Consider the following 22,446-nt stretch of genomic DNA (forward strand, 5'->3'; position numbering starts at 1 on the left):
CGGGTCTCGATGATGTCCGATGGGGAGCGCCGCCCGCCGTCGCGCGGGCGGCGACGGGGTCAGTGATCGCCGCGTTTGGCGCGCGCCACGATCTGGGTCGGGTTGACGAACCTCAGCGCGATGATCAGCCAGACGAGAGTCGTCACCATGTAGACGACCGCCATCGCGTCGATCGACTGCACCGCGCGCACGCCCGAGGCGAAGACCGCGTAGTAGAGCGCCACCACCAGCGTTTGCGATCCCGGTCCGGCGACCAGGAAGGTCAGTTCGAACATGGCGATGGTCCGCACCAGGACGAGCAACAGCGCCGCCAGCACCCCGGGCATCAGGATCGGCACCAGAACATAGACGAAGACCTGGAGGGTGCCGGCGCCGAAGACGCGGGCGGCGGCCTCGATGCGCGGATCGATCTGCTCGATGAAGGGGATCATCACCAGCACCACGAAGGGAACCGTCGGCACCAGATTGGCGAGGATCACGCCGGCGAGCGAGCCGCCGAGGCCGAACTTGTAGAGCACGGTGGCGAGCGGAATGCCGTAGGTGACAGACGGCACCAGGAGCGGCAGGAGGAGGAGCAGCATCACCGCGCGCTTGCCCCGGAACTCGCGCCGCGCCATCGCATAGGCGGCGGGAACGCCGAGGAGGCCGGAGAGCACCACCACCGCGCCGACCACCTCGAAGGTGATCCACAGGACGTCGCCGAGCTGGAACTCCTCCCAGGCGGCGAAATACCATTTGGTGGTGAAGCCGTGCGGGAACCACGTCCCGAGCCAGCGCGTGGCGAAGGACGAGGTGAGGACCGAGCCGATCAGGCCGATCAGATTGAGCACGAAGAAGCCGACGACGGTCCAAACGCCGGCGGCCCACAGCCGCGTCGAGAGCGTCGTCTTGCTGGCGGAAGTGTCGGCGGACATGGGCCTCTCCTCACCCTTTCGCCGCGGCGACGGGGCCGCGATAGAACAGGCCGCGCGCGCCGAGCACCACGGCGACGACGCCGAGCTGGACAGCGCCCATGATCATCGCGATCGCCGAGGCGAGCGAGTAGTCGTAGGCCTCGAAGGCCGCCTGATAGGCCGCGATCGAGATCACGCGGGTGGTGTTGGAGGGATCGCCCACCAGGATCGCCGACGGCAGCACCGAATAGGCCTGGACGAAGCTGAGGCAGAAGGTGATCGCCAATCCCGGCAGCAACAGCGGCAGGAACACCTCGCGGAACCGCGCCGCCGGGCTCGCCCCGAGCGTCGCCGCCGCCTGTTCGAGCGACGGATCGATGCCGGTCACGTAGGAGAGGATCAGGAGGAAGGTGAAGGGAAAGCCCGTGATCACCAGCGACAGGAACACGCCCCAATAACCGTGGGTGATCGAGAGCGGATGATCGAGCACGCCGAGCGCCATCAGCGATCGGGTGAACCAGCCCTGCGGTCCGAAGTAGAACAGCATGCCCTCCGCGACCAGCACCGTGCCGAGTGTGATCGGCAGCACCAGGATGGTCGTGAGCAACCGCTGGCGCCGCATCAGCCGCACCCGGAAGGCGATCGGCAGCGCCGCCAGAAGGTTGACCACCGTGACCGGGATCGCCAGCCGCAGCGTCGTCCAGATCGTGTCGTAGAGGAACGCGTCCGTGAAGAAATTGCGGTAATTGCCGAGAAACGTTCCATCTTTCGGTTCGAACGACAGGAACAGCCCATAGAAGAACGGGTAGACGAAGAGCGCCACCACCGCCGCCACGCAGGGCAGAACCAGGAGCGTCACCCCGTCGAGCCCGTTGGCGCGGAGCCGTTGGATCAGGGTCGGGCCGTCGTCGGTCATGCCGGTTCTCCCGGATAGACGAGGACCTTCTCCGGCGCCGCGCCGAGGCGGATGGTCTCGCCGAGCCCGACCGGCTTCAGCGAGCCGAAGTGCAGTTCCTGACCGTTCGGCGTCCGCGCCAGACCATGGTATTCGCGCCCTCGGAACTCGATCGCCTCGACCACGGCGGGGATGCCGTCGGCCGCCTCGGTCGGCTCGAGGTCGTCCGGCCGCGCCGCCGCCACTGCCCGGCCGCCCGCGACCCCGTCGCGGGCGAGGCCGATGATGTGGGCGCCGTCGCCGACGTCGAGGGTGACGCACTCGCCGTCGCGGGCGATCACGGTGCCGTCGATGCGGTTGCGGAAGCCCATGAAGTCGGCGACGTCGAGATGGGCCGGTGCCGAATAGAGTTCGGCCGGCGTGCCGACTTGACGGATCGCCCCGTCGCGGATGACGACGATGCGGTCGGCGAGCGACAGCGCCTCTTCCTGGTCGTGGGTGACGTAGATCGTCGTCGAGCCGAGCGAGCGGTGGATGCGGCGGATCTCGGCGCGCATCTCGAGCCGGAGCTTGGCGTCGAGGTTGGAGAGCGGCTCGTCCATCAGGACCAGCGGCGGCTCGATGACGATGGCGCGGGCGATGGCGACGCGCTGTTGCTGGCCGCCGGAGAGCTGGCCCGGCAGCTTGTCGGCCTGTGCCTCGAGCCGCACGGTGGCGAGCGCGGCGTCGACCCGCCGGTTCAGCTCGTCCTTCGGCACCCCGCGCATCTTCAGCCCGAAGCCGACGTTGCGGCGCACGCTCATGTGCGGGAACAACGCATAGTTCTGGAACACCATGCCGAAGCCGCGTTCCTCCGGCCGGAGCCGATCGACGCGGCGATCGTCGAGCATGATGCGCCCGCCGCTGACGTCGAGGAGACCCGCGATACAGTTGAGCGCGGTGGTCTTGCCGCAGCCCGAGGGGCCGAGCAGGGCGATGAATTCGCCGCGTTCGATGACGAGATCGAGGCCTCGAAGGGCGTTGAAGGCGCCGAAGGTGCGCTTCACCCCCTCCAGGCGCAATTGTTTGAACGTCGCGGGTCCGGCGGTCATGAAACGGCTCTCGCTCGAGGCACGAAGATACCGCCCCTCGCCGGCATCGCGGACGGGGAGCAGGGAGAGGGACGCCGGCGGCGTCCCGGGCGGAGCGGGGGACCGGCGGCGGCCGAGGTCGCCGCCGGCCCGGTCGCTCACTTACCGCGTGAGCCGATCTCCTCGTCCCAACGCCGGAAGGCGGCGACGAGCTTGTCGGCGGCGAGCGGCAGTTCGATCGGCGCGGAGGCGATCAGCTTCTCGTAGGAGGGACGGCCGAACTCGGCGATCGCGTCCTGGCTCTCCTTCGGCGCCATGGCGAGCGTCACGCCCTTCACCGCCGGGCCCGGATAGAAATAGCCCTCGTCAAAGGCATAGGCCTGTTGGGCGGGGGTGAGGAGATGGTTCATGAGGTCGAGCAGGACCGCCACCTTCTCCGCGCTCACCCCCTTGGGGATGCACATGTAATGTGCGTCGCAGACCCACTTGAAGCCTTCGAGCGCGAACACTTCCGCCGACTTCGGCACGACGCCGAGCACGCGCGGGTTGATGTCCCAGCCGGTGGTGGTGGCGATCATGTCGACCGAGCCCTCGCCCAGCGCCTTCATCGTCGGCGTGGTGCCGGACGGGTAGTTGTCGATGGTGGTGCCGAGTTCCTTGAGGAAAGCCCAGGTCTTGTCCCAGCCCTTGATCGGATCGGTCGGATCCTTGTCGCCGAGGAGATAGGGCATGCCCATCAGGAAGGTGCGGCCGGGACCGGAGTTGGCCGGACGGGCATACATGAAGCGCTTCGGATTGGCCTTGGCCCAGGCGAGCAGCTCGGCCGCCGTCTTCGGCACCGTCTTGACCCGCTCGGGCGCGTATTCGAAGAGCGGCCCGGAGGGATAATAGGTGACGACCACGCCCTGGCCCTGCGCCAGCGCCTGCATCCGCCACGCCGGCTCGAGGAAGATGTCCTGGAGCTTCGGCAGGTCGGCGGCATGGGCCGGAATCAGATCCTGCCAGAGCTTCTGTTCGACGCCGGCCGACAGCACGTCGGTGCCGGTCAGCACCATGTCGATGTCGACGCGGTTGGCGTCCTGCTGCGCCTTGAGCTTGCCGGGAAGCTCCGGCGCCGGCGCCTTGGAGAAGATGATGCGCGAGACCCAGTCGGGCTTGGCCTTGCGATAGTTCTCGATCGCCTTCTGCGTCAGCGCCAGATTGCCGGCGACGTCGACGATGTTGAGGGTGACGGGCGACGCCGGCTTGGCGAGCGCCGCGAACACCGGGGTTCCGCCGACCGCCAGACCGGCGATGCCGCCGGTGGCCTGCAGGAACATGCGGCGGGACATCGAACGAACGAACATGACTCTCTCCCTTCGGTCACTGTTTTCACACGCCGGTTTCTCCGCCCGGCGCGGTGAAGTGCGGCGCCCGGTGGACCGTCGAGGCCCGGGCGCCTTGCGTCACAGTCGATAGGCCGCCTTGGCGAGGCGGTAGGCGAGGTCGTGGGCGACCTCGCCGGCTTCGTCTTCGTCCAACCGATGGGTGACGACCAGATCGGCGAGGAAGGCACAGTCGATCCGCCGCGACACGTCGTGACGCGCCGGGATCGAGGGGAAGGCGCGGGTATCGTCGTTGAAGCCGACGGTGTTGTAGAAGCCGGCGGTCTCCGTCACCTGTTCGCGGTAGCGCCGCATGCCCTCGGGGCTGTCGTGGAACCACCACGCCGGCCCGAGCTTCAGCACCGGATAGTGCCCGGCGAGCGGCGCCAGTTCCCGCGCGTAGGTGGTCTCGTCGAGGGTGAAGAGGACGATGGTGAGGTCGCGCGAATTGCCGAAGCGATCGAGCAGCGGCTTCAAGGCCCGCACGTAGTCGGTGCGGGTCGGGATGTCCGCACCCTTGTCGGCGCCGAACCGCTCGAACACCTCCGCGTTGTGGTTGCGGAAGGCGCCGGGATGGATCTGCATCACGAGCCCGTCGTCGAGGCTCATCCGCGCCATCTCGGTCAGCATCTGCGCCCGGAAGGTCTCGGCCTGGGCGGGCGTCGCCGTGCCGCGCCGCACCTCGGCATAGAGCGCCTCGGCCTCGGCGGTGGAGAGATCGGCGGTGGCGGCGGTCGGATGACCATGGTCGGTCGAGGTCGCGCCCATCGACTTGAAGAACGCCCGTCGGCGACGATGCGCCTCGAGATAGCCCGCGAAGGTGCCGACGTCGACGTCGGCGATCTCGGCGAATTTCGCGAGATTGGCGAGGAAGCCGCGATGCTCGGGGTCGACCACCGGATCGGGCCGATAGGCGGTGATCACGCGGCCGGCCCAGCCGGAGGCGCGGATCGCGGCGTGGTGGCGGAGATCGTCGAGCGGGCTCTCGGTGGTGGCGAGCACCTCGATGTTCATCCGCTCATAGAGCGCGCGCGGGCGGTATTCGGGCCGCGCCAGCGCCTCGGCGATGGTGTCGTAGAGCCGGTCGGCATTGGCCGCGCTCGGCGCCTCGTCGATGCCGAACAGACCCTCGAAGGCATGCGACAGCCACATCCGCGACGGCGTGCCCCGGAAGAGGTGCCAATTGGCGCAGAAGAGCCGCCAGATCTTACGCCCGTCGGTTTCCACCGCGCCGCCGTCGCGCCGCGGCACGCCGAGATCCTCGAGCCGGAGGCCCTGGCTCATCAGCATGCGGAAGACATAGTGGTCGGGCACCACGAACAGCGAGGCGGGGTCGGCGAAGGGCTCGTTCTCGGCGAACCAGCGCGGATCCGTATGGCCGTGCGGCGACAGGATCGGCAGATCGCGAACCCGTCCGTAGAGGCGGCGCGCGACGTCGCGCGTGGCGGGGTCGGCCGGGAACAGCCGGTCGGGATGCAACATGGCGAAACGCCTCTCCTCCCAGGGGTCACGGCCTTCGAGGCACGCGGGGGACGGCCGCTTGGTCGAGCCGTCTCGTTGATTGAGAGGAAGGCTAGTATGGAAGTTAACGCTTCGCAAGTGGAAACTCGTATGGTAGTCTTCACCTCATGAATTCGATCGTCCCCCCCGAAATGGCCACCTCCGCCGAACCGATCGCTCGACGTCTCGTCGAATGGCTGCGCCATGCCATCGTCACCATGCGGATCAAGCCGGGGGAGAAGCTCTCCGAGCAGGACCTGGCGCGCCGATTCGGCGTGTCGCGCCAGCCGGTGCGCGAGGCCTTCATCAAACTCGCGGAAGCCGGCCTGGTGCGGGTGCTGCCCCAGCGCGGCACGATGGTGGTCAAGATCTCGTTCGAGGCGGTGGCCGACGCGCGTTTCGTCCGCGAGGCGATCGAATGCGCGGTCGCGCGCGAAGCGGCGCGGCGCGCCGATCGCCGGGCGCTCGCCGAAGTGCGCGCCTGTCTCGACGAGACCGCGCGGGCGATCGTCGCCGGCGACGGCGAGCGTCTCTTCGCCCTCGACGAGACCTTCCATCACCTCCTCGCCACCGCCGCCGGCCGGCCCAACGCCTGGCACGTGGTGGAGGAGCAGAAGGCGCAGATGGACCGTGTCCGTTATCTCGACATGTCCGACGCCATTCCGATGAAGACGGTGCTCGCCCAGCACCTCGACATCCTCGCGGCGGTCGAGGCCGGCGATCCCGCCGCCGCCGAGGCCGCCATGCGTACCCATCTCACCGAAATCCTGGTGTCGCTGCCCAAGCTCGCCGCTCGCTGGCCCGATCTCTTCGAGGCCCCCGACCGCGAGCCCGGGGAGGCCGCCACCGGACCGCTCGCGGACTGAGCCGAACACCAACGAGAAAGCCGCCCCAGGGAGAGACGACCATGAAGATCACCGCAGCCCGGGTCATCGTGACCTGCCCGGGACGGAATTTCGTGACCCTGAAGATCGAGACCGACGAGGGCCTGACCGGCCTCGGCGACGCCACCCTCAACGGGCGCGAACTCGCCGTCGCCTCCTATCTCACCGACCATGTGATCCCCTGCCTGATCGGCCGCGATCCCCATCAGGTCGAGGACATCTGGCAATATCTCTATCGCGGCGCCTATTGGCGGCGCGGCCCCGTCACCATGAGCGCCATCGCCGCCGTCGACACCGCGCTCTGGGACATCAAGGCCAAGGCGGCCGGCCTGCCGCTCTATCAGCTGCTCGGCGGCCGCTCGCGCGAGGGCGTGATGGTCTATGGCCATGCCAACGGCCGCGACCTCGCCGAGACCACCGATCAGGTCGGGAAATATCTGGAGATGGGCTACAAGGCCGTGCGCGCCCAGACCGGCATTCCCGGCATGAAGACCGCCTACGGCATCGGTCGCGGCACGCTCTTCTACGAGCCGGCCACCAAGGGCCTGCCCGAGGAGCAGATCTGGTCGACCGAGAAATATCTCGACTTCGTGCCGAAACTCTTCGAGGAACTTCGCAAGGTCTACGGCTTCGGCCCCCATCTCCTCCACGATGCCCACCACCGCCTGACCCCGATCGAGGCCGGTCGGCTCGGCAAGGCGCTGGAGCCCTACCGCCTGTTCTGGCTAGAGGACTGCACGCCTGCCGAAAACCAGGAAGCCTTCAAGCTGGTGCGCCAGCACACCGTCACGCCGCTGGCGGTGGGCGAGATCTTCAACTCGATCCACGACTGCCGCGAGCTGATCCAGAATCAGCTGATCGACTACATCCGCACCACCGTGGTCCATGCCGGCGGCATCACCCAGTTGCGCCGCATCGCCGATCTCGCCGCCCTCTACCAGATCAAGACCGGCTCGCACGGCGCCACCGACAATTCGCCGGTGTGCATGGGCGCGGCGCTCCATTTCGACATCTGGGTGCCGAACTTCGGCATCCAGGAATACATGCGCCACACCCCCGAGACCGACGCGGTCTTCCCCCACGCCTATACGTTCTCCGACGGCTACCTCCATCCCGGCGAGGCGCCCGGCCACGGTGTCGAGATCGACGAGGCGCTGGCGGCGAAATATCCCTACGACCCCGCCTATCTGCCGGTCTGCCGGCTGGAGGACGGGACCATGTGGAACTGGTGAGGCGTCCGGCGGTCCGCCCGGGTCACGCCCCGGCGGACCGCGTCGCCCGCCCGATGAAGGCGTCGACGTCGTCGAGCACCTCGGCGCGCCAGCGCAAGGGGCGGGCGAGCGCCGAGACGAGGCCGACATGGCCGATGCCGGCATATTCGATCGCCCGCGCCTCGCCGCCGGCCGCCACCAGCGCGGCGGTGAAGTCGCGCGTGTTCTGGAGCATGACGGTGCGATCGAGCCGGCCGTGCAGGAGCAGCGCCGGGATCGGCCGCCGCGCCCCGACGAAGGCGATCGGCCGCCCCCGGTCCGGCGCCTCGGCGGCCGGCGCGAAGATCGCGGCGGTCGACTTCCAGGTGGTCGGATCGAAGGCCGGATCGAAGGCATAGGGTCCGGCGAGGCCGATCAGCCCGGCCGGCCGCGCCGCGCCGGGGGCCCCGGCCGCGAGCCGGCGGTCGTCGACGGCCAGAAGCGCCGCGATGTGCGCCCCCGCCGAATGGCCCATCAGGAACACCGGCCGCGCGCTGGCGTCGCCCCGGGCGAGATGCCGATCGACCCAGCCGTAGGCGAGGGCGGCATCCTCGACGAAGGCGGGGTAGAGCACCTCCGGATGGAGACGATAATCGGCGATCACCGTGGTGATCCCGCGCGAGGCGAGGGCGGTTCCGACGAATTCGTAGGTGCCGCGATCGCCGCTCGTCCAGGCGCCGCCGTAGAGGAACAGCACGATCGGCCCGTCGGCGCGGGCGAGCGGGGTGAAGACGTCGAGCCGATGGCGCGAGAGCGGCCCATAGGCGATCGCGCCCTCGAAACGCACACCGTCCTCGCGAATCAGAAAGTCGAGCGCCGAGCGTCCCGAGGTCGAGGCGACCGATGCCGGGGCCGGCGCGGCGATCCCTGCGAGGCGGGAGAGGAGTTTCTTCATCGCCGTCCTCGATCGGGATCGTCGGTGGGTGCGGTCGCGGCCTCCGGCGCCGGAGGCCGCGACCGAGGAGAAGACCAGACCGTGCGCCCGGAGAAAACCGCGCCGCCGCATGCCTCCCATCGGCGACGGCGCGGGATCGGCGGCCGGCCGCGTCAGACCTTGGCGACGGCCTCGCGCGGCAGGCGTTTGCGCACCTCGCTCGAGGCGGTGACGACCGACCGTTCGACGAATTCCTCGTGATTGCGTTCGATGTCCTCGAGCACGTAGAGGTAGTTCACCATCAGCCCGTGCGATTGGGCGAGGCCCTGCGGTGAGCGATCGCCGAGGAAGTCGAGCCGTTCCAGCCGCGCGCCGTTGCCGAGATGGAAGCGGCCGACCGGATCGGGCAGGCGCCCGTCGACCCGCGCCACCAGGAAGTAGCGCGCGGCGGCGGCGAGCAGCGCCGGACGGATCGCCTCGCAGGCGGCCGGATCGCGATGCCACTCCGGATCGTCGAGCCGGTCGAGCGCCGTGCGTTCGCTCGCCCCGAGATGCGTCGAGGCCGCGTCGGCGCGCTCCTTGGCGAGCCATTTGGCGAAGCCCGGCACCGGCGACAGCGTCACGAAGGTGGTCAGGTTGGGCAGCGCGTGGCGCAGATCCTCCACCACCTGCTTGATCAGGAAGTTGCCGAAGGAGACACCGGCCAGGCCCTTCTGGGTGTTGGAGATCGAATAGAACACCGCCGTGGTCGCCTCTTCCGCCGCGATCGGATCGCGCGCGAGCACGAGCAGGGGGGCGATCGCGTCGGGGATCGCGCGGGTCAGTGCCACCTCGACGAAGATCAGCGGCTCGTCCGGCAGGCCCGGATGGAAGAAGGCGAAACAGCGCCGGTCGGGCGGGGCGAGCCGGCTGCGCAGGTCGTCCCAGCCCTCGATGACGTGGACCGCCTCGTAGCGGATGATCTTCTCGAGCACCGCCGCCGGCGTGTGCCAGTCGATCGGGCGCAGGGTGAGGAATCCGCGATTGAACCAGGACGCGAAGACCTGGGCGAAATCGTCGTCGAGCGGCTTGAGGCCGGGCTCCTCGCGCAGGCGCGCCAACACGTCCTCGCGCATCCGCACCAGCGCCGGCGTCCCCTCGGGCGCCAGATTGAGGCGCCGCAGCACCTCGCGCCGGCGCGGTTCGCTGGCGGCGTTGAGCCGCGCGGCCGCCTGCGGCGACGGGGCCACGTGGAAGGCCTCGATCGCGGCGGCGAGCGCCGTCTCGTCGGCGCCGAAGCTCTCGCACAGTGTGCGCAGGAACAGGGTCTTCTCCTCGGCGGAGGCGTCCTCATAGGCGTCGAGCACGAGCCGCGCCAGCATCACCCCGGAGGCCTCGCCGCGCCGCGACAGCAGCGCCTCGACGGTCTCCAGGAGCGCGTCGGCACCGACCGGCCCGCGCCCCTTGCCGGTCGACCACAACGAGATCGTCTCGAGCAGATCCCCGACCAGGGTGGCGACCTTCCGGCCGGAGAGATTGGTCAGCAACGTCTTCATGTCCGCTCCTCGTTCGAGGGGGTTTCGACGCGGCATCGCGGAACCACGACACCGGGCTCGAAACCGATGGGACCCGCTCGACGTGGCGGAAGCAAGACGCATCGCTCGAAGACGGACGAAAGGGGGAGGCTCAGCCGTCGACCACCCGCCCGTCGCGCAGGGTGAAGATATGATCGAAGCGATCGTAGATCTTCTCGTCGTGCGTGACCACGACCACGGTCGCATGCCGGTCGACCGCCACTTTCCGTAGGAGATCCATGACGATGCCGGCGCGCTGACCGTCGAGCGCCGCCGTCGGCTCGTCGGCGAGGATGATGCGCGGCCGATTGGCGAGCGCCCGGGCGATCGCCACGCGCTGCGCCTCGCCGCCCGAGAGGCTCGACGGCCGCGCCGTCTTGCGATGGCCGACCTCGAGATAGTCGAGCAACTCGTGCGCCCGCTCGATCGCGGGGCGGCGCGGAATGCCCGCCATGTCGAGCACCAGCGCCACGTTGTCGGTGACGTCGAGAAACGGCAGCAGATTGTGGAACTGGAAGATGAAGCCGATCTTCTCGAGCCGCAGCCGGCGCAGATCCGGCCGCAGCCAACGCCCGTCCCAGATCCGTTCGCCGTCGAGGAGGAGCGTCCCCCCACTCGGCTCGGCGATGCAGCCGATCAGGTTGAGGAGCGTCGTCTTGCCCGAGCCGGAGGGGCCGAGCAGGCCGACCACCTCGCCGGGCATCAGATCGAGATCGACGCCCTTCAGCGCGTCGACGCGGGCCGAGCCCTCGCCGTAGTGCTTGGCGAGGCCGCGCATCGAGACGAGCGGGGCGGGGGAGGTCTCGGTCATCGCGTCAGCTCCCGAGCGCCGTGGCCGGATCGACCTTCAAGGCGAGCCGCACGCCGAGCCCGCTCGCCAGCACGCAGACCACCACGACGATCACCCCGAGCGCCATCGCGTCCTCCGGCAGCATCACCACCCGGCGCGGGAAGTGATCCTTGACCAGGGTGATGAGGGTCGCGCCGGCCGAAAAGCCGATCAGCCCGAGCGCCAGCGCCTGTTGCAGGATCAGTCCGACGATGCGCCCGTCCGGCGCGCCGATCAGCTTCAGGGTGGCGATCTCCTTCAGCTTGTCCATGGTCATCGTGTAGATGATGAGGGCGATGATGACCGTCGAGACGGTCAGGAGCACGGTGGTGAAGAGGCCGATCTGCTGGCGCGCCTTCTCCACCACGGAGCGGGTCAGGATGGTCTCCTGCTCGTCCTGGGTCATGGCGGCGAGATGTTTCCAGCGCCGCGCCGCCTCGGTGACGCTCTCCACCGGCACGTTCGCGGCGACCCGGGCGACGACCGCGTTGACCGTGTCGGGCGCGCCGGTCGCGACCGGACCGCGCGCCGCCTCGCGCCGCGCCGGGGCCGGCGACAGGCGGAATTGCAGGACTTGGCTGTCGCGCAGCGACATCCACACCACCGGGTCGCCGCTCGAGGAGACCGCGCCCCGGGTCAGCCCGACGACGGTGAAGACGTCGCCGCCGAGCGCGATCCGCTCGCCGAGGACGAGCCCGGTCTTGACGTCGGCGATCAGCTCGAACCGGCCGCGCGCGAGGCCGCGCCCCTCGGTGATCACGGCCGGGCCGCCGAGCCGATCGGGCTCGTGGCCGACCACCTGGAGCCGCAGCTTGCGGCCGCGATGGAGCGCCTCGAGGCTCTGGAAGGTCATCGATCCGGCTTCCGTGACGCCGGCGAGCCGCGCCACCGCCTCGCGGGTGTCGCCGGGAATGCGCGACCCCTCCGCGAAGGGGCCGCGCGTACCCGTCTCCACCACCCAGAGATCGGCGCCGGGCCCGCGCACCAGGGAGAGGGCATCGGCGACGAGGCCGCGATAGATGCCGATCATCGACAGAACCACCCCGAGCAGCAGCCCGAGGCCGATCGAGGTCAGCAGGAACCGCCCGAGATTGTGGCGGATGTCGCGGATCGCCAGGTTCATCGCGCCGCCTCCGCCGCCGGTTCGACGATCCGCGCCGCCCGTCCCGCCATGAGCCCGCTCGCCGGCAGCGCCGCGACCACGCGCGCGCCCTCCGGCAGACCGCCGACGATGGCGACCCGGCCGTCGAGGAGACGCGCGCCGAGGCGCACGGTCCGCTCCTCGAGCCGGCCCCCTTCGACCGTCCACACCACGCCCTCGGCCGGCGCCGTCATCTGCACCGCCTTTTCCGCGACGACCAGCGCCTCGGCAAGCCGGCGGGTGGTGACGATCACCTCGGCCTGTTCGCCGAGATGGAAGTCGGCCGGGCAGTCGCGGCAATCGACATAGAGGCGGCGTTCCTCGCCGACACGGTCGTTCTCGAGGCCGACGCGCGCGACGGCCCCGGCGAAGACCTCGCCGGGACGCGAGCGCAGCCTGACCTCGGCCGGCTGGCCGACGGCGAGATCGCCGGCCCGCGCCTCGTCGACGAAGGCCTGGATCCACACCGTCGCCGGATCGACCAGCGTGAACAGCGCCTCGCCCGGGTTCATCACCGCGCCGAGTTCGCGGGTGCGGGCGATCACCACGCCGTCGAAGGGCGCGACCAGCCGGTGGCGCTCGAGCAGCACCTCGTCGAGCACCAACTGGGCGCGGGCGGTGTCGAGCCCGACGCGGGCGACCTCGACGTCGCGGGCGGCGATCGCCTGATCGGCGGTGGCGACGCGGGCGTCCATCTCGGCCTGTTCGGCCGCCTCCACCGACACGGTGCGCCGCTCGACCAGCGACTGGCGGCGCTCGTTGATCTGGGCCTTCTGGCGGGCGATCACCGTCGCCCGCTCGGCCAGCGCCTCGGCCTTGGCGAGGGCGGTCTCGGCGGCGCTCACCCCGGCGGCGGACTTGGCGACGCGGGCGCGCTGCTCGCCGTCCTGGAGCCGGGCGAGGAGCGTGCCCTTGGCGACCCGGTCGCCGTGGTCGGCGTTGAGCTCGACCAGCGCGGCGGCGGTCTCGAACCCGAGCCGCGAGGCGATGCGCGCCTCCTGGGTGCCGAGGCCGAACACCTGGACGGCGACGTCGGCGATCGGCGCGGCGACGGTGACGCTCACCGGCCGCGAGGCGGAAAAGCGAAAGGCCCCGAACCCGAGAGCGGCCACGGTCGCGGCGAGAAGGGCGAGTTTGACGGCGCGGTTCACGGGCGATCTCCGGTCTGGGACGAGGCCGGGCACAGGAGGCCGGCGAGCTGAAGGTCGAGGAGGCGCGTGCCCTCCGCGACGAGGTCGAAACCGCGTCCGGCGAGCGACCAGCGCAGCGCGAGGCCCTGGAGGAGGCCGAGGACGAGCAGCGCCGCATCTTGCGGCGAGGGCGTGAGCGCCGGCCCGAGGCGGGTGAAGAGGCGGACGAACTGCGCCGTGAGATCGGCCATCAGACCGCGAAACACCGCCGCCAGCGCCGCGTCGGCGACGCGCAGCTCGTGCGAGAACACGATCGCCAGGATCGACGGCTCGGCCGCGATCACCCCCATCTGCGCCAGCGCCAGCCGGCGCACATCGGCGAGCGGGGAGGGGCCCTCGACGGCGCTCGCCTCGGCCCAACGCGCCCGCATCCGCGCCGAGATCTCCTCGGCGACCCCGAGCCAGAGCGCCGTTCGGGTCGGAAAATGGCGGAAGATCGCCGGCTGGGTGAGCCCGACCGCATCGGCGACGGCCTGCGTCGTCAGCCGGTCCGGCCCGACCTCGACCGCCAGCCGCAACATCGCCTCGATGATCTCCTGCCGTCGTTCGCTCGCCCGTTTGCGCATGGGACTTCTTTAGTTAGTTATGACAAACTAACTTTGCCTGATCGGTCGCGGTTCCGCAAGGGGCGTCGCGGTCCTCGGTGGGACTCTCAGGGGTGGGGATGGCCGCCTCGGGCGATCGTCAGGTGGTGCTCCTGATGATGCATGCCGCGCGTCATCGCGCCGATGAAGCCGAGGCCCCGGAGTTTGGCGAGGTCCTGCGGCGGCACCCGGACGGTGAGCACCGCCCCGGCCTCCGTCCGCGCCGCCTCGAAGGTCCAGCCGCCGACCCCGTTCATGGTCGCGGCATGGGCGACGACCATCCGGCGGATCGAATCGGCGACCGGCCCGACGCCCGTCACCACGAATCGCATCCCGCCGTCGATCGCCTCGTTCTTCACCTCGGCCTCGAGAGTGACCCGGTTCATGTCGATCAGATGCCGCCGCAACGCCTCGAGGTCGACCTTCGACCAGTCGGTGGAAGGATCCGCCTCGAGGATCTCCTCGATCTCCTGGATCGCTGCGAAGGCCCCCTGACCCGGCTCTCTCGGCGCCGCGGCCGCGGCGGGCATCCCGTGCATCGCATGGCCGCTCATCGAATGCACGTGCCCCATCGGCGCCGGTTCCTCGGCGGAGGCGGCGAGCGGCAGGACGAGAGCCGGGAGAAGGACGACGAGGAATGGCCGCATGGGAATCCCGATCAGGAAGGCGGTGCGCATGACGCGCCCGGATGAGGCTACCATGGCGCGGGCCGATCGGCTCTGACGAGCACGTGAACGGGGAGGGCCTTCGCGCCGCGCGCCGTCGTGCTAACCTGAGGCGTTCTCGAGGATCGCCATGAGACGCGGGTTGCGCATCGTCTTTGCCGTCTGGGTCGCGCTGGCCCTGATCCTCGCGCCGTTCACGGCCGCGCGCGCGGCGCCCTGCGCGTCGGCGGCGACGCCGGTCGCGAGCGCCGAGGCCGGGCATCGGCACGCCGGCATGGATCACGCGACGCCCATCAAGGCCGATCCCCGCTCGACCCATTGCGGCGCGGCGCATGCCTGTTGCGTCTCCACCTGCGCGGCGCCGCTGATCGCGGCCGCCGGCTCCGACCCGGTGATCGCCGGGCGCTCGACCGTGCCGCGCCTCGCCGAGCAACGCCTGCCCGAGGGCATCCCCTCGCGTCCGCCCTTCGATCCGCCGAGGGCGACGATCTGACCGGAACGGCGCCCCTCGCGGCGTCGATCGTCGAGGCTCGGCCTCGCCCGATTCCCTTCCCGACCCCTGAGGGGTCGACCAGATCGTGAGACGGATCCATGAATCGTCGTGACTTCCTGCGCGCGAGCGTCGCCGTCGGCGCCGCTCCGCTCGCCTCGCTCCCCTTCGTTCGCTCGGGGCTCGCCCAGACGCCGGCCCCCCTCGCCGCGACCACCCGCACCCTCGACGTCGACGGCCGCGCCGCCACCGTCCTCGGCCTCGTCCGCCCCGACGGCGGTCAGGGCCTCGTCCTCGATGCCGGCAGCCGCTTCGCGGTGGCACTCTCGAACCGCCTCGCCGAGCCGACGCTGATCCATTGGCACGGCCTCACCCCGCCCTGGGATCAGGACGGCGTGCCCGATGCCCCGAAGCCGCTGATGGCCGCCGGCGAGAGCCGGACCTACGACTTCGCGGTCGGTGACGGCGGCACCCATTGGATGCACGCTCATACGCTCCAGGAACAACGCCTGCTCGCCGCGCCCCTGATCGTCCGCACCGCCGCCGATCGCGCCGCCGACGAGCAGGAGGTGGTGATGCTGCTGCACGACTTCGCCTTCCGCTCGCCGGAGGAGATCCTGGCGGATCTGCGCAAGCCCTCGGCCGGACACGGCATGGACCACGGCGCCATGCCCGGCATGGCGATGAATCACGGATCCATGCCCGGGATGGGCATGAACCACGGGTCGATGCCCGGGATGGGATCGATGCCGGGGATGGCCATGAACCACGGCGCCATGCCGGGCGGCATGGGGATGAATCATGGTGCCATGCCCGGGGGCATGGGCATGGATCACGGCGCCATGCCCGGGGGCATGGCGGGGATGGCGATGGACCTGAACGACGTCGACTACGACGCCTATCTCGCCAACGACCGCACCCTGAGCGATCCGGAGGTGACGAAAGTCGCGGCCGGCGGCCGGGTCCGCCTGCGCATCATCAACGCCGCCACCTCGACCGCCTTCGTCCTCGACACCGGCGCGCTCGAGGCGACGGTGGTCGCCGTCGACGGCCAGCCGGTCGCCCCCGTCGCCGGCCGGGCCTTCCCGCTGTCGATGGGCCAGCGCATCGACCTGCGCGTGACCGTTCCGAAGGAGGGCGGCGCCTTCCCCGTCCTGGCGCGACGCGAAGGCGCGGTCGAGCGCACCGGCATCGTCCTGGCGACCGCCGGCGCCCCGGTGAAGCGCATCGAGGCGGTCGCCTCGACCAAGGCCGGGGTGCTCGATCTCGAGTTCGAGGCGCGGCTGCGGGCGGCGGCGCCACTTGCGCCGCGCGCGCCCGATCGCCGTTACGACGTGACCCTGACGGGCACCATGGCCGGCTACCAATGGGCGATGGCGGGCGGCGACGTCGCGGTGAAGCGCGGCGAGCGGATCGAGATCACCATGCGCAACATGTCGATGATGGCCCACCCGATGCATCTGCACGGCCATCATTTCCAGGTCGTGGCGATCGACGGGACGCCCTTCGCGGGCGCGGTGCGCGACACCGTCCTGGTGCCGCCGATGCGCGCGGTCACCGTCGCGGTCGACGCCGGGAACCCCGGCAAGTGGGCCTTCCACTGCCACCATCTCTACCACATGGCGACCGGCATGATGGGCTCCTTCGCCTACGAGGGCGTCGGCTGAAGGCGCGCGGGCCGGGAGAGGGGAGGCGCCGCCGCCCTCTCTCCCGGCGCCGCCCGGGCGGGCGCATGCCCTTGTCGGACTTGGGCTCTCGAGGGAAGACCCGCGTCGTGGATTGTTGTATGTATCCCTCCGCGGAGCGAACCGTCGGCCACAACGAGGGGCGTCTTCCGCAGGGAAGAAGGGACCCCACGATGCTATCTCACGCTTTCGATCGCCGACGGCTCCTGGTCGGCGCCGGTGCCCTCGGCCTCGCCGGGCTCGTTCCGACGCCCTCGCGCGCGGCGACCAAGCTGAACCTCGGCGTGTTGCGTCTCGGTAGCCATGCGCCGAGCTTCATCGCCCATGAGCGCGGCTATTTCCGCGACGAGGGCTTCGACGTCGAGCTGAAGTTCTTCGAGGCGGCCCAGCCGCTCGCCGTGGCGATCGCCTCGGGCGACGCCGACTACGGCGTCACCGCCATGAGCGGCGGTCTCGTCTCGCTCGCCGAGAAGGATGCGGTCCGCGTCATCGGCGGCGCCCTGCGCGAGGAGAAGGGCCACGTCGGCTCGGTCGTGCTCGCCTCCAACAAGGCCTGGGAAGCCGGGCTGAAGAGCCCGAAGGATCTCGCCGGCCACAGTTTCGGCATCACCACGGCCGGGTCCTCGTTCCATTTCATGATCCACAAGGTGGCGCAGGCGGTCGGCGTGCCGATGTCCGAGATCTCGCTGCGGCCGCTGCAGAAGCTCGGCGCGATCGTCGCCGCGCTCTCGAGCGGTCAGATCGACAGCTGGGCGATCCAGCCGAGCATCGCCAAGAAGATGATCGACGCCGGCACCGCGAAGCAGATCGGCGTGATCTCCGATTACGCGCCCGACTATCAGGTGACGACGGTCTTCACTTCCAAGGCCAACGCCTCCGACGACCGTGCCAAGACCAAGGCCTTCCTCAAGGCCTATGCCCGCGCGGTCGACGATTTCGACGACGCCTTCGTCGACCGCACCGCTCCGGCGAGCGAGGTCGACGCCATCGCCGAGATCGTTCATCGCTACGTCAACACCACGACCCCGGCCGATGTCGCCCGCGCGACGCTCGTCTCCGACGCGACCCGCATCAACCGCGGCCTCGCGCTGTCGATGAAGTCGCTGCGCGAGCAGCTCGATTGGTTCAAGGCGGAAAAGATGGTCAAGGACACCGTCACGCCCGAGATGGTCTTCGACACCTCTTATGTCGAGACCATCTGACCGACGCGCCGAGGCGTCGCGCAGGACGCGCGCCGTCTCGGCCCCGGCCCCCCTCCGGCGGAGACGGACATGGATCTGTTGATCGAGAACGTCGGCCATTCCTATGGATCGGTCGAGGTTCTGCGAGAGGTTTCGCTCGATATCCCGCATGGGCAGATCGTCTGCCTCGTCGGCCCCTCCGGCTGCGGCAAGTCGACCCTGCTGCGCTTCCTCGGCGGGCTCGAGGAGCCGCGCGCCGGCCGGGTGCTGACCGTCGGCGAACCGCCGTCCGATTCGCTCAATCCGCTGACCTACGTCTTCCAGCATTTCGCGCTGCTGCCCTGGCGGACCGTCGAGGGCAACGTCCGGCTGGTGCTCGAGGATCATCGCCTCGGCCGCGCCGAGATCGACGCGATCGTCGCCGACGTCCTGGCCCGCACTCGCCTCTCCGAATTCGCCGGCGCTCTGCCGAAGCAGCTTTCGGGCGGCATGAAGCAGCGCGTCGCCATCGCCCGCGCCCTCGCGGTGCGCCCGGCGGTGATGCTCCTCGACGAGCCGCTCTCCGCGCTCGACAGCCAGACCAGCGAGCTGTTGTTGGACGACCTCGTCGCCCTGTGGACGCGCCAGCCCTTCACCGCGGTCTACGTCACCCACAATCTCTCCGAGGCGGTGCGCCTCGGCCATCGGATCGTCGTGTTGTCGCGCCGGCCGGGACGGATCCGCGAGATCCTCACGGTCGACATGCCGCTGAGCGATCGCCACCTCGGCGATCCCGTCCTCGAGGCGCATCAGCGGCAATTGTGGGAATTGATGCGCGACGAGGCGGTCGCGGCGGATCGGGAGTTGCTCGGTGAGTGAACGACGAGACGAGGGCAGCGACGATCGCCGGGGCAATCCGGTCGCCTTTCGCGGGCGGGGCTTCGCGCCCCGGCCGGTGCCCGGCGTCGGGCTCGCGGTGTTCGTGATCCTGATCGCCGCCGCCGAACTCGGCACCCGCACCGGCTGGATCTCGGCCTTGACGCTGCCGCGTCCCTCGGCGGTCTTCGCCACCTTCGTCGACCTGTGGCGGAGCGGGCAGCTCTGGATTCACCTCGTGCCGTCGCTGCGCCGCATCCTGGTCGGCGGTTCGATCGGCATCGGCGTCGGCGTCTCGCTCGGCGTGATGATCGGCCTTTTCGGTCTGGTCCGGGCCGGGCTGGTGCCGCTGGTCGCGGCGCTGTTCCCGATCCCCAAGATCGCGCTGCTGCCGCTGTTCGTGGTCTGGTTCGGCATCGACGAGGCCTCGAAATACGCGCTGATCGCCTTCGGCACCTTCACGCCGACGGTGGTGGCGACCTTCGGCGCCGTCGACAACGTCGATCGCGGCCTGATCCGCATGGGGCAGAGCTTCGGCCTCTCTTGGTGGTCGATCGTCTCCAAGATCGTGCTGCCCGGCGCCTTCCCCGGCATCCTCTCGGGGCTCCGGGTCTCGATCTCGATCGGCATCATCCTGCTCGTCGCCTCCGAGATGATCGGCGCCGAGCACGGCGTCGGCGCCTACATCCTGGAGGCGGGCGCGCTCTACGATCTCGAGCGCCTCTTCACCGGCGTCGCGCTCCTGTCGATCCTCGGGCTGCTCGTCAGCTGGATCATCGACCTCGTCGAACGCCGCTTCCTCGGCTGGCGCGGCTGATCCCGCGCCGGCCGACGGCCGCCCGCCGTCACACGCTCTCGAACCCCATGAGGACGTTGACCGCGTTGAGGCCGATCTCGGCGACGGCGTAGCCGCCCTCCATCAGGAACACGGTCGGCAATCCGGCCCGGCCGATCGCCTCGCCCATGCGCAGGAAGTCGTCCGAGGTCAGCTTGAAGAAGCTGATCGGATCGCCCTCGAAGGTGTCGACCCCGAGCGAGATCACCAGCACCTCGGCGCCGAGCCGCCGCGCCCGGCCGATCGCCTCGGCGAGCGCCGCCGACCAGCGCGGCCAGAGCGTGCCGCGCGGCAGCGGGAAATTGGCGTTGAACCCCTCGCCCGCGCCGACGCCGATCTCGTCGGCATGGCCGAGGAAATAGGGGAAGGCGTCCATCGGATCGCCGTGGAGGGAGAGATAGACCACGTCGTCGCGGTCGTAGAAGATGTCCTGCGTGCCGTTGCCGTGATGGAAGTCGACGTCGAGGATCGCCACCCGCGAGAGCCCGCGATCGCGCAGGCGCTGCGCCGCGATCGCGGCGTTGTTGAGGAAGCAGTAGCCGCCGAACATGTCGCGTGCGGCGTGATGGCCGGGCGGCCGACAAAGTCCGAAGACGGCGCGTTCCCCGCCGAGGACCCGATCCGCCGCGCCGACCGCGACGTCGGCGGCGGCGCGCGCCGCCGCCCAGGTGCCCTGCGAGATCGAGGTCTCGGCGGCGAGCGCGTAATGGCCGAGCCGCCCGGTGATCGATCGCGGGATCCGATCCTGCGACATGCGCCGCGCCGGCCAGATGATCGGGATCGCCTCGCCGGCCGCCCCGCTCGCCACCCATTCGTCCCAGGCGGTCTCGAGAAAGCGCACGAAGCCGGCGTCGTGGACCCGGAGCACCGGATCGAGCCCCTGCGCCTCCGGCGTCACCACCGCGCCGAGGCCGACGGCGGCGATGCGGTCGAGGACGAAGGCGACCCGCTCCGGGCATTCGAACGGCGGCACCAATCGGCCCCCGGCGAGTTCGGTGCGGGCGGCGCGCAGGACGTGGTCGGGGGAGTGAACGGTGATCATGCGGACACCTCCGGACCCGACGGCCAGGGGACGCCGGTCACCCTCCCATAGCAGTCCGGCGAGAGGCCGAGGAGTCGAGGTTTCGCGAGACCGCCATGAGGAAAGGTGCCCGCCGCCTCGCGCGCGACGCCCGTCGTCCGCCCCGGCGGTGCGGGCGGCGCCGGCTCAATAGCTGATCCAGGTGGTCTTCAGCCCGGTGAACTTGTCGAAGGCGTGCAGCGACAGATCGCGGCCGAAGCCGGATTGCTTGAAGCCGCCGAAGGGGGTCGCCGTCGAGCCGGCGTCGACGCAGTTGACCGAGACCGTCCCGGCCTTCAGCCGTTCGCCGACCCGGTGGGCGCGGCCGAGATCGGCGGTCCACACCGAGGCGGCGAGACCGTAGATCGTATCGTTGGCGATGGCGATCGCCTCCTCCTCGGTGTCGAACGGCAGGATCGCCAGCACCGGGCCGAAGATCTCCTCGCGGGCGATGACGTGGTCGTTGTCGACCCCGGTGAAGATCGTCGGCTCGACGAAGGCGCGGCTGTCGCCGACGACGACGCGGTTGCCGCCGAGGGCGAGGTGGGCCTGTCGCCGGCCGGCCTCGATATGGGCGAGCACGCGGTCGGTGTGGCGCTCGTCGATCATCGCGCCCATGGTGGTGGCGGGATCGAGCGGGTCGCCCAGGCGGACGGCGCGAGCGCGCTCCGCCACCTTGGCGGTGAAGACCTCGGCGATCGAACGCTCGACCAGCAGCCGGGAGGCGGCCGAGCAGACCTCGCCCTGATTGAAGAAGATCCCATGAGCGGCGGCATCGGCGGCGGCGTCGAGATCGCGGCAGTCGGCGAAGACCAGATTGGGGCTCTTGCCGCCGCATTCCAGCCAGACCTGCTTGAGGTTCGACTGTCCGGCGTAGATCAGGAACAGCTTGCCGACCTCGGTCGACCCGGTGAAGGCGAGGCAATCGACGTCCATGTGCAGGCCGAGCGCCTTGCCGGCGGTCGGCCCGAACCCGGGCAGGACCGCGAGCACGCCCGGCGGGAGCCCCGCCTCGTGCGCCAGCTCGGCGAAGCGGAGTGCCGTCAGCGGCGACTGTTCGGCCGGCTTCAGCACCACCGAATTGCCCGCCGCGAGCGCCGGCGCGCATTTCCATACCGCCATCTCGAGCGGGAAGTTCCACGGCACCACCGCTCCGACCACGCCGAGCGGCTCGCGCCGGACCAGAGCGAGATGACCCGGCGGGGCGGGGGCGATCTCGTCGTAGAGCTTGTCGATCGCCTCGGCATACCACTGCACCGTGGCGGCCGCGCCGGGAATGTCCCCGTGGAGCGTGTCGGCGATCGGCTTGCCGGTGTCGAGGGTCTCGAGCAGGGCCAACTCGTCGCGATGCGCCCGGATCAGCTCGGCGAGCCTGAGCAGCACCGCCTTGCGCTCGCCCGGCGCGCGGCGCGACCACACCCCGCTCTCGAAACTCCGCCGCGCCGCGGCGACCGCGAGATCGACGTCGGCGGCGTCGCAGGCCGCGACCGTCGTCAGCACGCGGCCGGTCGCCGGATCGACGCAGTCGAAGGTCGCGCCCGAGACGGCGTCGACGAAGCGCCCGTCGACGAGGGCGCGCCGGGGGAAGGCGAGGGCGCGCGCCTCGGCGGCCCAATGGTCACGGTTGCGCTCGGTCATCGTCGGGGGC

21 protein-coding genes are annotated in these 22,446 nt (G+C 70.2%); 7 read left to right on the top strand and 14 right to left on the bottom strand.

Annotation, left to right across the window (positions count from 1 at the left end; all coding sequences use genetic code 11):
- Positions 1–59 precede the first annotated feature (59 nt).
- The 5 genes from J3S89_RS12165 to uxaC form a co-directional block, all read right to left on the bottom strand.
- On the bottom strand, positions 60–914 hold the full coding sequence (locus J3S89_RS12165) for an ABC transporter permease (protein ID WP_217927820.1): 855 nt from the start codon (positions 912–914) through the stop codon (positions 60–62).
- A gap of 10 nt (positions 915–924) precedes the next feature.
- The gene (locus J3S89_RS12170) at positions 925–1,809 is read right to left on the bottom strand and encodes an ABC transporter permease (RefSeq protein ID WP_217927821.1); all 885 of its coding nucleotides are present in this window, start codon (positions 1,807–1,809) and stop codon (positions 925–927) included.
- The gene (locus tag J3S89_RS12175; RefSeq protein WP_217927822.1) at positions 1,806–2,879 is read right to left on the bottom strand and encodes an ABC transporter ATP-binding protein; all 1,074 of its coding nucleotides are present in this window, start codon (positions 2,877–2,879) and stop codon (positions 1,806–1,808) included. Before J3S89_RS12175 ends, J3S89_RS12170 begins: the two co-directional genes overlap by 4 nt.
- Positions 2,880–3,016: 137 nt before the next feature.
- Positions 3,017–4,204: an extracellular solute-binding protein gene (locus J3S89_RS12180; protein WP_420801295.1), complete on the bottom strand. Its 1,188-nt coding sequence runs from the start codon at positions 4,202–4,204 to the stop codon at positions 3,017–3,019.
- A gap of 99 nt (positions 4,205–4,303) precedes the next feature.
- On the bottom strand, positions 4,304–5,704 hold the full coding sequence (gene uxaC / locus J3S89_RS12185) for a glucuronate isomerase (protein ID WP_217927823.1): 1,401 nt from the start codon (positions 5,702–5,704) through the stop codon (positions 4,304–4,306).
- A 146-nt stretch (positions 5,705–5,850) separates the two neighbouring features.
- Here uxaC and J3S89_RS12190 point away from each other — a divergent pair, with 146 nt between their 5' ends.
- Positions 5,851–6,588: a GntR family transcriptional regulator gene (locus J3S89_RS12190; protein WP_217927824.1), complete on the top strand. Its 738-nt coding sequence runs from the start codon at positions 5,851–5,853 to the stop codon at positions 6,586–6,588.
- 41 nt (positions 6,589–6,629) lie between these two features.
- Positions 6,630–7,838 (top strand): D-mannonate dehydratase ManD, encoded by a 1,209-nt coding sequence (gene manD, locus J3S89_RS12195; RefSeq protein ID WP_217927825.1) that lies wholly within the window; start codon positions 6,630–6,632, stop codon positions 7,836–7,838.
- A gap of 22 nt (positions 7,839–7,860) precedes the next feature.
- Here the strand turns inward: manD and J3S89_RS12200 are convergent, their stop codons facing one another.
- The 7 genes from J3S89_RS12200 to J3S89_RS12230 all read right to left on the bottom strand — a co-directional run bounded on the left by J3S89_RS12200 (position 7,861) and on the right by J3S89_RS12230 (position 14,674).
- Positions 7,861–8,751 (bottom strand): alpha/beta hydrolase, encoded by an 891-nt coding sequence (locus J3S89_RS12200; protein ID WP_217927826.1) that lies wholly within the window; start codon positions 8,749–8,751, stop codon positions 7,861–7,863.
- A 152-nt stretch (positions 8,752–8,903) separates the two neighbouring features.
- Entirely contained in the window at positions 8,904–10,265 is a 1,362-nt protein-coding gene (locus J3S89_RS12205; RefSeq protein ID WP_217927827.1) for a malonyl-CoA decarboxylase, read from the bottom strand.
- Between the two features lie 130 nt (positions 10,266–10,395).
- Complete coding sequence (locus tag J3S89_RS12210) at positions 10,396–11,094, bottom strand: ABC transporter ATP-binding protein (RefSeq protein ID WP_217927828.1); 699 nt, start codon at positions 11,092–11,094, stop codon at positions 10,396–10,398.
- Between the two features lie 4 nt (positions 11,095–11,098).
- Positions 11,099–12,235 carry an ABC transporter permease gene (locus tag J3S89_RS12215; protein WP_217927829.1) on the bottom strand — a complete coding sequence of 379 codons (1,137 nt, stop codon included), beginning with the start codon at positions 12,233–12,235 and terminating at the stop codon, positions 11,099–11,101.
- Positions 12,232–13,404, bottom strand: a complete 1,173-nt coding sequence (locus tag J3S89_RS12220; protein ID WP_217927830.1) for an efflux RND transporter periplasmic adaptor subunit — start codon at positions 13,402–13,404, stop codon at positions 12,232–12,234. The genes J3S89_RS12215 and J3S89_RS12220 overlap by 4 nt, the downstream gene beginning before the upstream one ends.
- Positions 13,401–14,009 (bottom strand): TetR/AcrR family transcriptional regulator, encoded by a 609-nt coding sequence (locus tag J3S89_RS12225; protein ID WP_217927831.1) that lies wholly within the window; start codon positions 14,007–14,009, stop codon positions 13,401–13,403. Before J3S89_RS12225 ends, J3S89_RS12220 begins: the two co-directional genes overlap by 4 nt.
- Before the next feature lie 86 nt (positions 14,010–14,095).
- The gene (locus J3S89_RS12230; RefSeq protein WP_217927832.1) at positions 14,096–14,674 is read right to left on the bottom strand and encodes a hypothetical protein; all 579 of its coding nucleotides are present in this window, start codon (positions 14,672–14,674) and stop codon (positions 14,096–14,098) included.
- 148 nt (positions 14,675–14,822) lie between these two features.
- Here J3S89_RS12230 and J3S89_RS12235 point away from each other — a divergent pair, with 148 nt between their 5' ends.
- From J3S89_RS12235 to J3S89_RS12255, 5 genes are all read left to right on the top strand, one after another.
- Entirely contained in the window at positions 14,823–15,185 is a 363-nt protein-coding gene (locus J3S89_RS12235; protein ID WP_217927833.1) for a hypothetical protein, read from the top strand.
- A 98-nt stretch (positions 15,186–15,283) separates the two neighbouring features.
- Positions 15,284–16,849: a multicopper oxidase family protein gene (locus J3S89_RS12240; protein ID WP_217927834.1), complete on the top strand. Its 1,566-nt coding sequence runs from the start codon at positions 15,284–15,286 to the stop codon at positions 16,847–16,849.
- Between the two features lie 191 nt (positions 16,850–17,040).
- The gene (locus J3S89_RS12245; RefSeq protein ID WP_217927835.1) at positions 17,041–18,069 is read left to right on the top strand and encodes an ABC transporter substrate-binding protein; all 1,029 of its coding nucleotides are present in this window, start codon (positions 17,041–17,043) and stop codon (positions 18,067–18,069) included.
- Positions 18,070–18,138: 69 nt separating this feature from the next.
- The gene (locus J3S89_RS12250) at positions 18,139–18,906 is read left to right on the top strand and encodes an ABC transporter ATP-binding protein (RefSeq protein WP_217927836.1); all 768 of its coding nucleotides are present in this window, start codon (positions 18,139–18,141) and stop codon (positions 18,904–18,906) included.
- On the top strand, positions 18,899–19,720 hold the full coding sequence (locus J3S89_RS12255) for an ABC transporter permease (protein ID WP_217927837.1): 822 nt from the start codon (positions 18,899–18,901) through the stop codon (positions 19,718–19,720). The genes J3S89_RS12250 and J3S89_RS12255 overlap by 8 nt, the downstream gene beginning before the upstream one ends.
- Before the next feature lie 28 nt (positions 19,721–19,748).
- On the opposite strand, the gene J3S89_RS12260 is transcribed toward J3S89_RS12255, so the two are convergent.
- Together J3S89_RS12260 and J3S89_RS12265 are read right to left on the bottom strand one after the other, a co-directional pair.
- Positions 19,749–20,780 (bottom strand): histone deacetylase family protein, encoded by a 1,032-nt coding sequence (locus J3S89_RS12260; protein WP_217927838.1) that lies wholly within the window; start codon positions 20,778–20,780, stop codon positions 19,749–19,751.
- A 165-nt stretch (positions 20,781–20,945) separates the two neighbouring features.
- Positions 20,946–22,436: an aldehyde dehydrogenase gene (locus J3S89_RS12265; protein WP_217927839.1), complete on the bottom strand. Its 1,491-nt coding sequence runs from the start codon at positions 22,434–22,436 to the stop codon at positions 20,946–20,948.
- Between the last annotated feature and the right edge of the window lie 10 nt (positions 22,437–22,446).

The sequence above is a fragment of the Pinisolibacter aquiterrae genome, from assembly GCF_019160155.1.
Taxonomy (GTDB): Bacteria; Pseudomonadota; Alphaproteobacteria; order Rhizobiales; family Ancalomicrobiaceae; genus Pinisolibacter; species Pinisolibacter aquiterrae.

Excerpts from the sequence above, each read along its gene's own strand:
- J3S89_RS12165 (WP_217927820.1), bottom strand. The coding sequence starts at position 914 with ATGTCCGCCGACACTTCCGCCAGCAAGACGACGCTCTCGACGCGGCTG.
- J3S89_RS12170 (WP_217927821.1), bottom strand. The coding sequence starts at position 1,809 with ATGACCGACGACGGCCCGACCCTGATCCAACGGCTCCGCGCCAACGGG.
- J3S89_RS12175 (WP_217927822.1), bottom strand. The coding sequence starts at position 2,879 with ATGACCGCCGGACCCGCGACGTTCAAACAATTGCGCCTGGAGGGGGTG.
- J3S89_RS12180 (WP_420801295.1), bottom strand. The coding sequence starts at position 4,204 with ATGTTCGTTCGTTCGATGTCCCGCCGCATGTTCCTGCAGGCCACCGGC.
- uxaC (WP_217927823.1), bottom strand. The coding sequence starts at position 5,704 with ATGTTGCATCCCGACCGGCTGTTCCCGGCCGACCCCGCCACGCGCGAC.
- J3S89_RS12190 (WP_217927824.1), top strand. The coding sequence starts at position 5,851 with ATGAATTCGATCGTCCCCCCCGAAATGGCCACCTCCGCCGAACCGATC.
- manD (WP_217927825.1), top strand. The coding sequence starts at position 6,630 with ATGAAGATCACCGCAGCCCGGGTCATCGTGACCTGCCCGGGACGGAAT.
- J3S89_RS12200 (WP_217927826.1), bottom strand. The coding sequence starts at position 8,751 with ATGAAGAAACTCCTCTCCCGCCTCGCAGGGATCGCCGCGCCGGCCCCG.
- J3S89_RS12205 (WP_217927827.1), bottom strand. The coding sequence starts at position 10,265 with ATGAAGACGTTGCTGACCAATCTCTCCGGCCGGAAGGTCGCCACCCTG.
- J3S89_RS12210 (WP_217927828.1), bottom strand. The coding sequence starts at position 11,094 with ATGACCGAGACCTCCCCCGCCCCGCTCGTCTCGATGCGCGGCCTCGCC.
- J3S89_RS12215 (WP_217927829.1), bottom strand. The coding sequence starts at position 12,235 with ATGAACCTGGCGATCCGCGACATCCGCCACAATCTCGGGCGGTTCCTG.
- J3S89_RS12225 (WP_217927831.1), bottom strand. The coding sequence starts at position 14,009 with ATGCGCAAACGGGCGAGCGAACGACGGCAGGAGATCATCGAGGCGATG.
- J3S89_RS12230 (WP_217927832.1), bottom strand. The coding sequence starts at position 14,674 with ATGCGGCCATTCCTCGTCGTCCTTCTCCCGGCTCTCGTCCTGCCGCTC.
- J3S89_RS12235 (WP_217927833.1), top strand. The coding sequence starts at position 14,823 with ATGAGACGCGGGTTGCGCATCGTCTTTGCCGTCTGGGTCGCGCTGGCC.
- J3S89_RS12240 (WP_217927834.1), top strand. The coding sequence starts at position 15,284 with ATGAATCGTCGTGACTTCCTGCGCGCGAGCGTCGCCGTCGGCGCCGCT.
- J3S89_RS12245 (WP_217927835.1), top strand. The coding sequence starts at position 17,041 with ATGCTATCTCACGCTTTCGATCGCCGACGGCTCCTGGTCGGCGCCGGT.
- J3S89_RS12250 (WP_217927836.1), top strand. The coding sequence starts at position 18,139 with ATGGATCTGTTGATCGAGAACGTCGGCCATTCCTATGGATCGGTCGAG.
- J3S89_RS12260 (WP_217927838.1), bottom strand. The coding sequence starts at position 20,780 with ATGATCACCGTTCACTCCCCCGACCACGTCCTGCGCGCCGCCCGCACC.
- J3S89_RS12265 (WP_217927839.1), bottom strand. The coding sequence starts at position 22,436 with ATGACCGAGCGCAACCGTGACCATTGGGCCGCCGAGGCGCGCGCCCTC.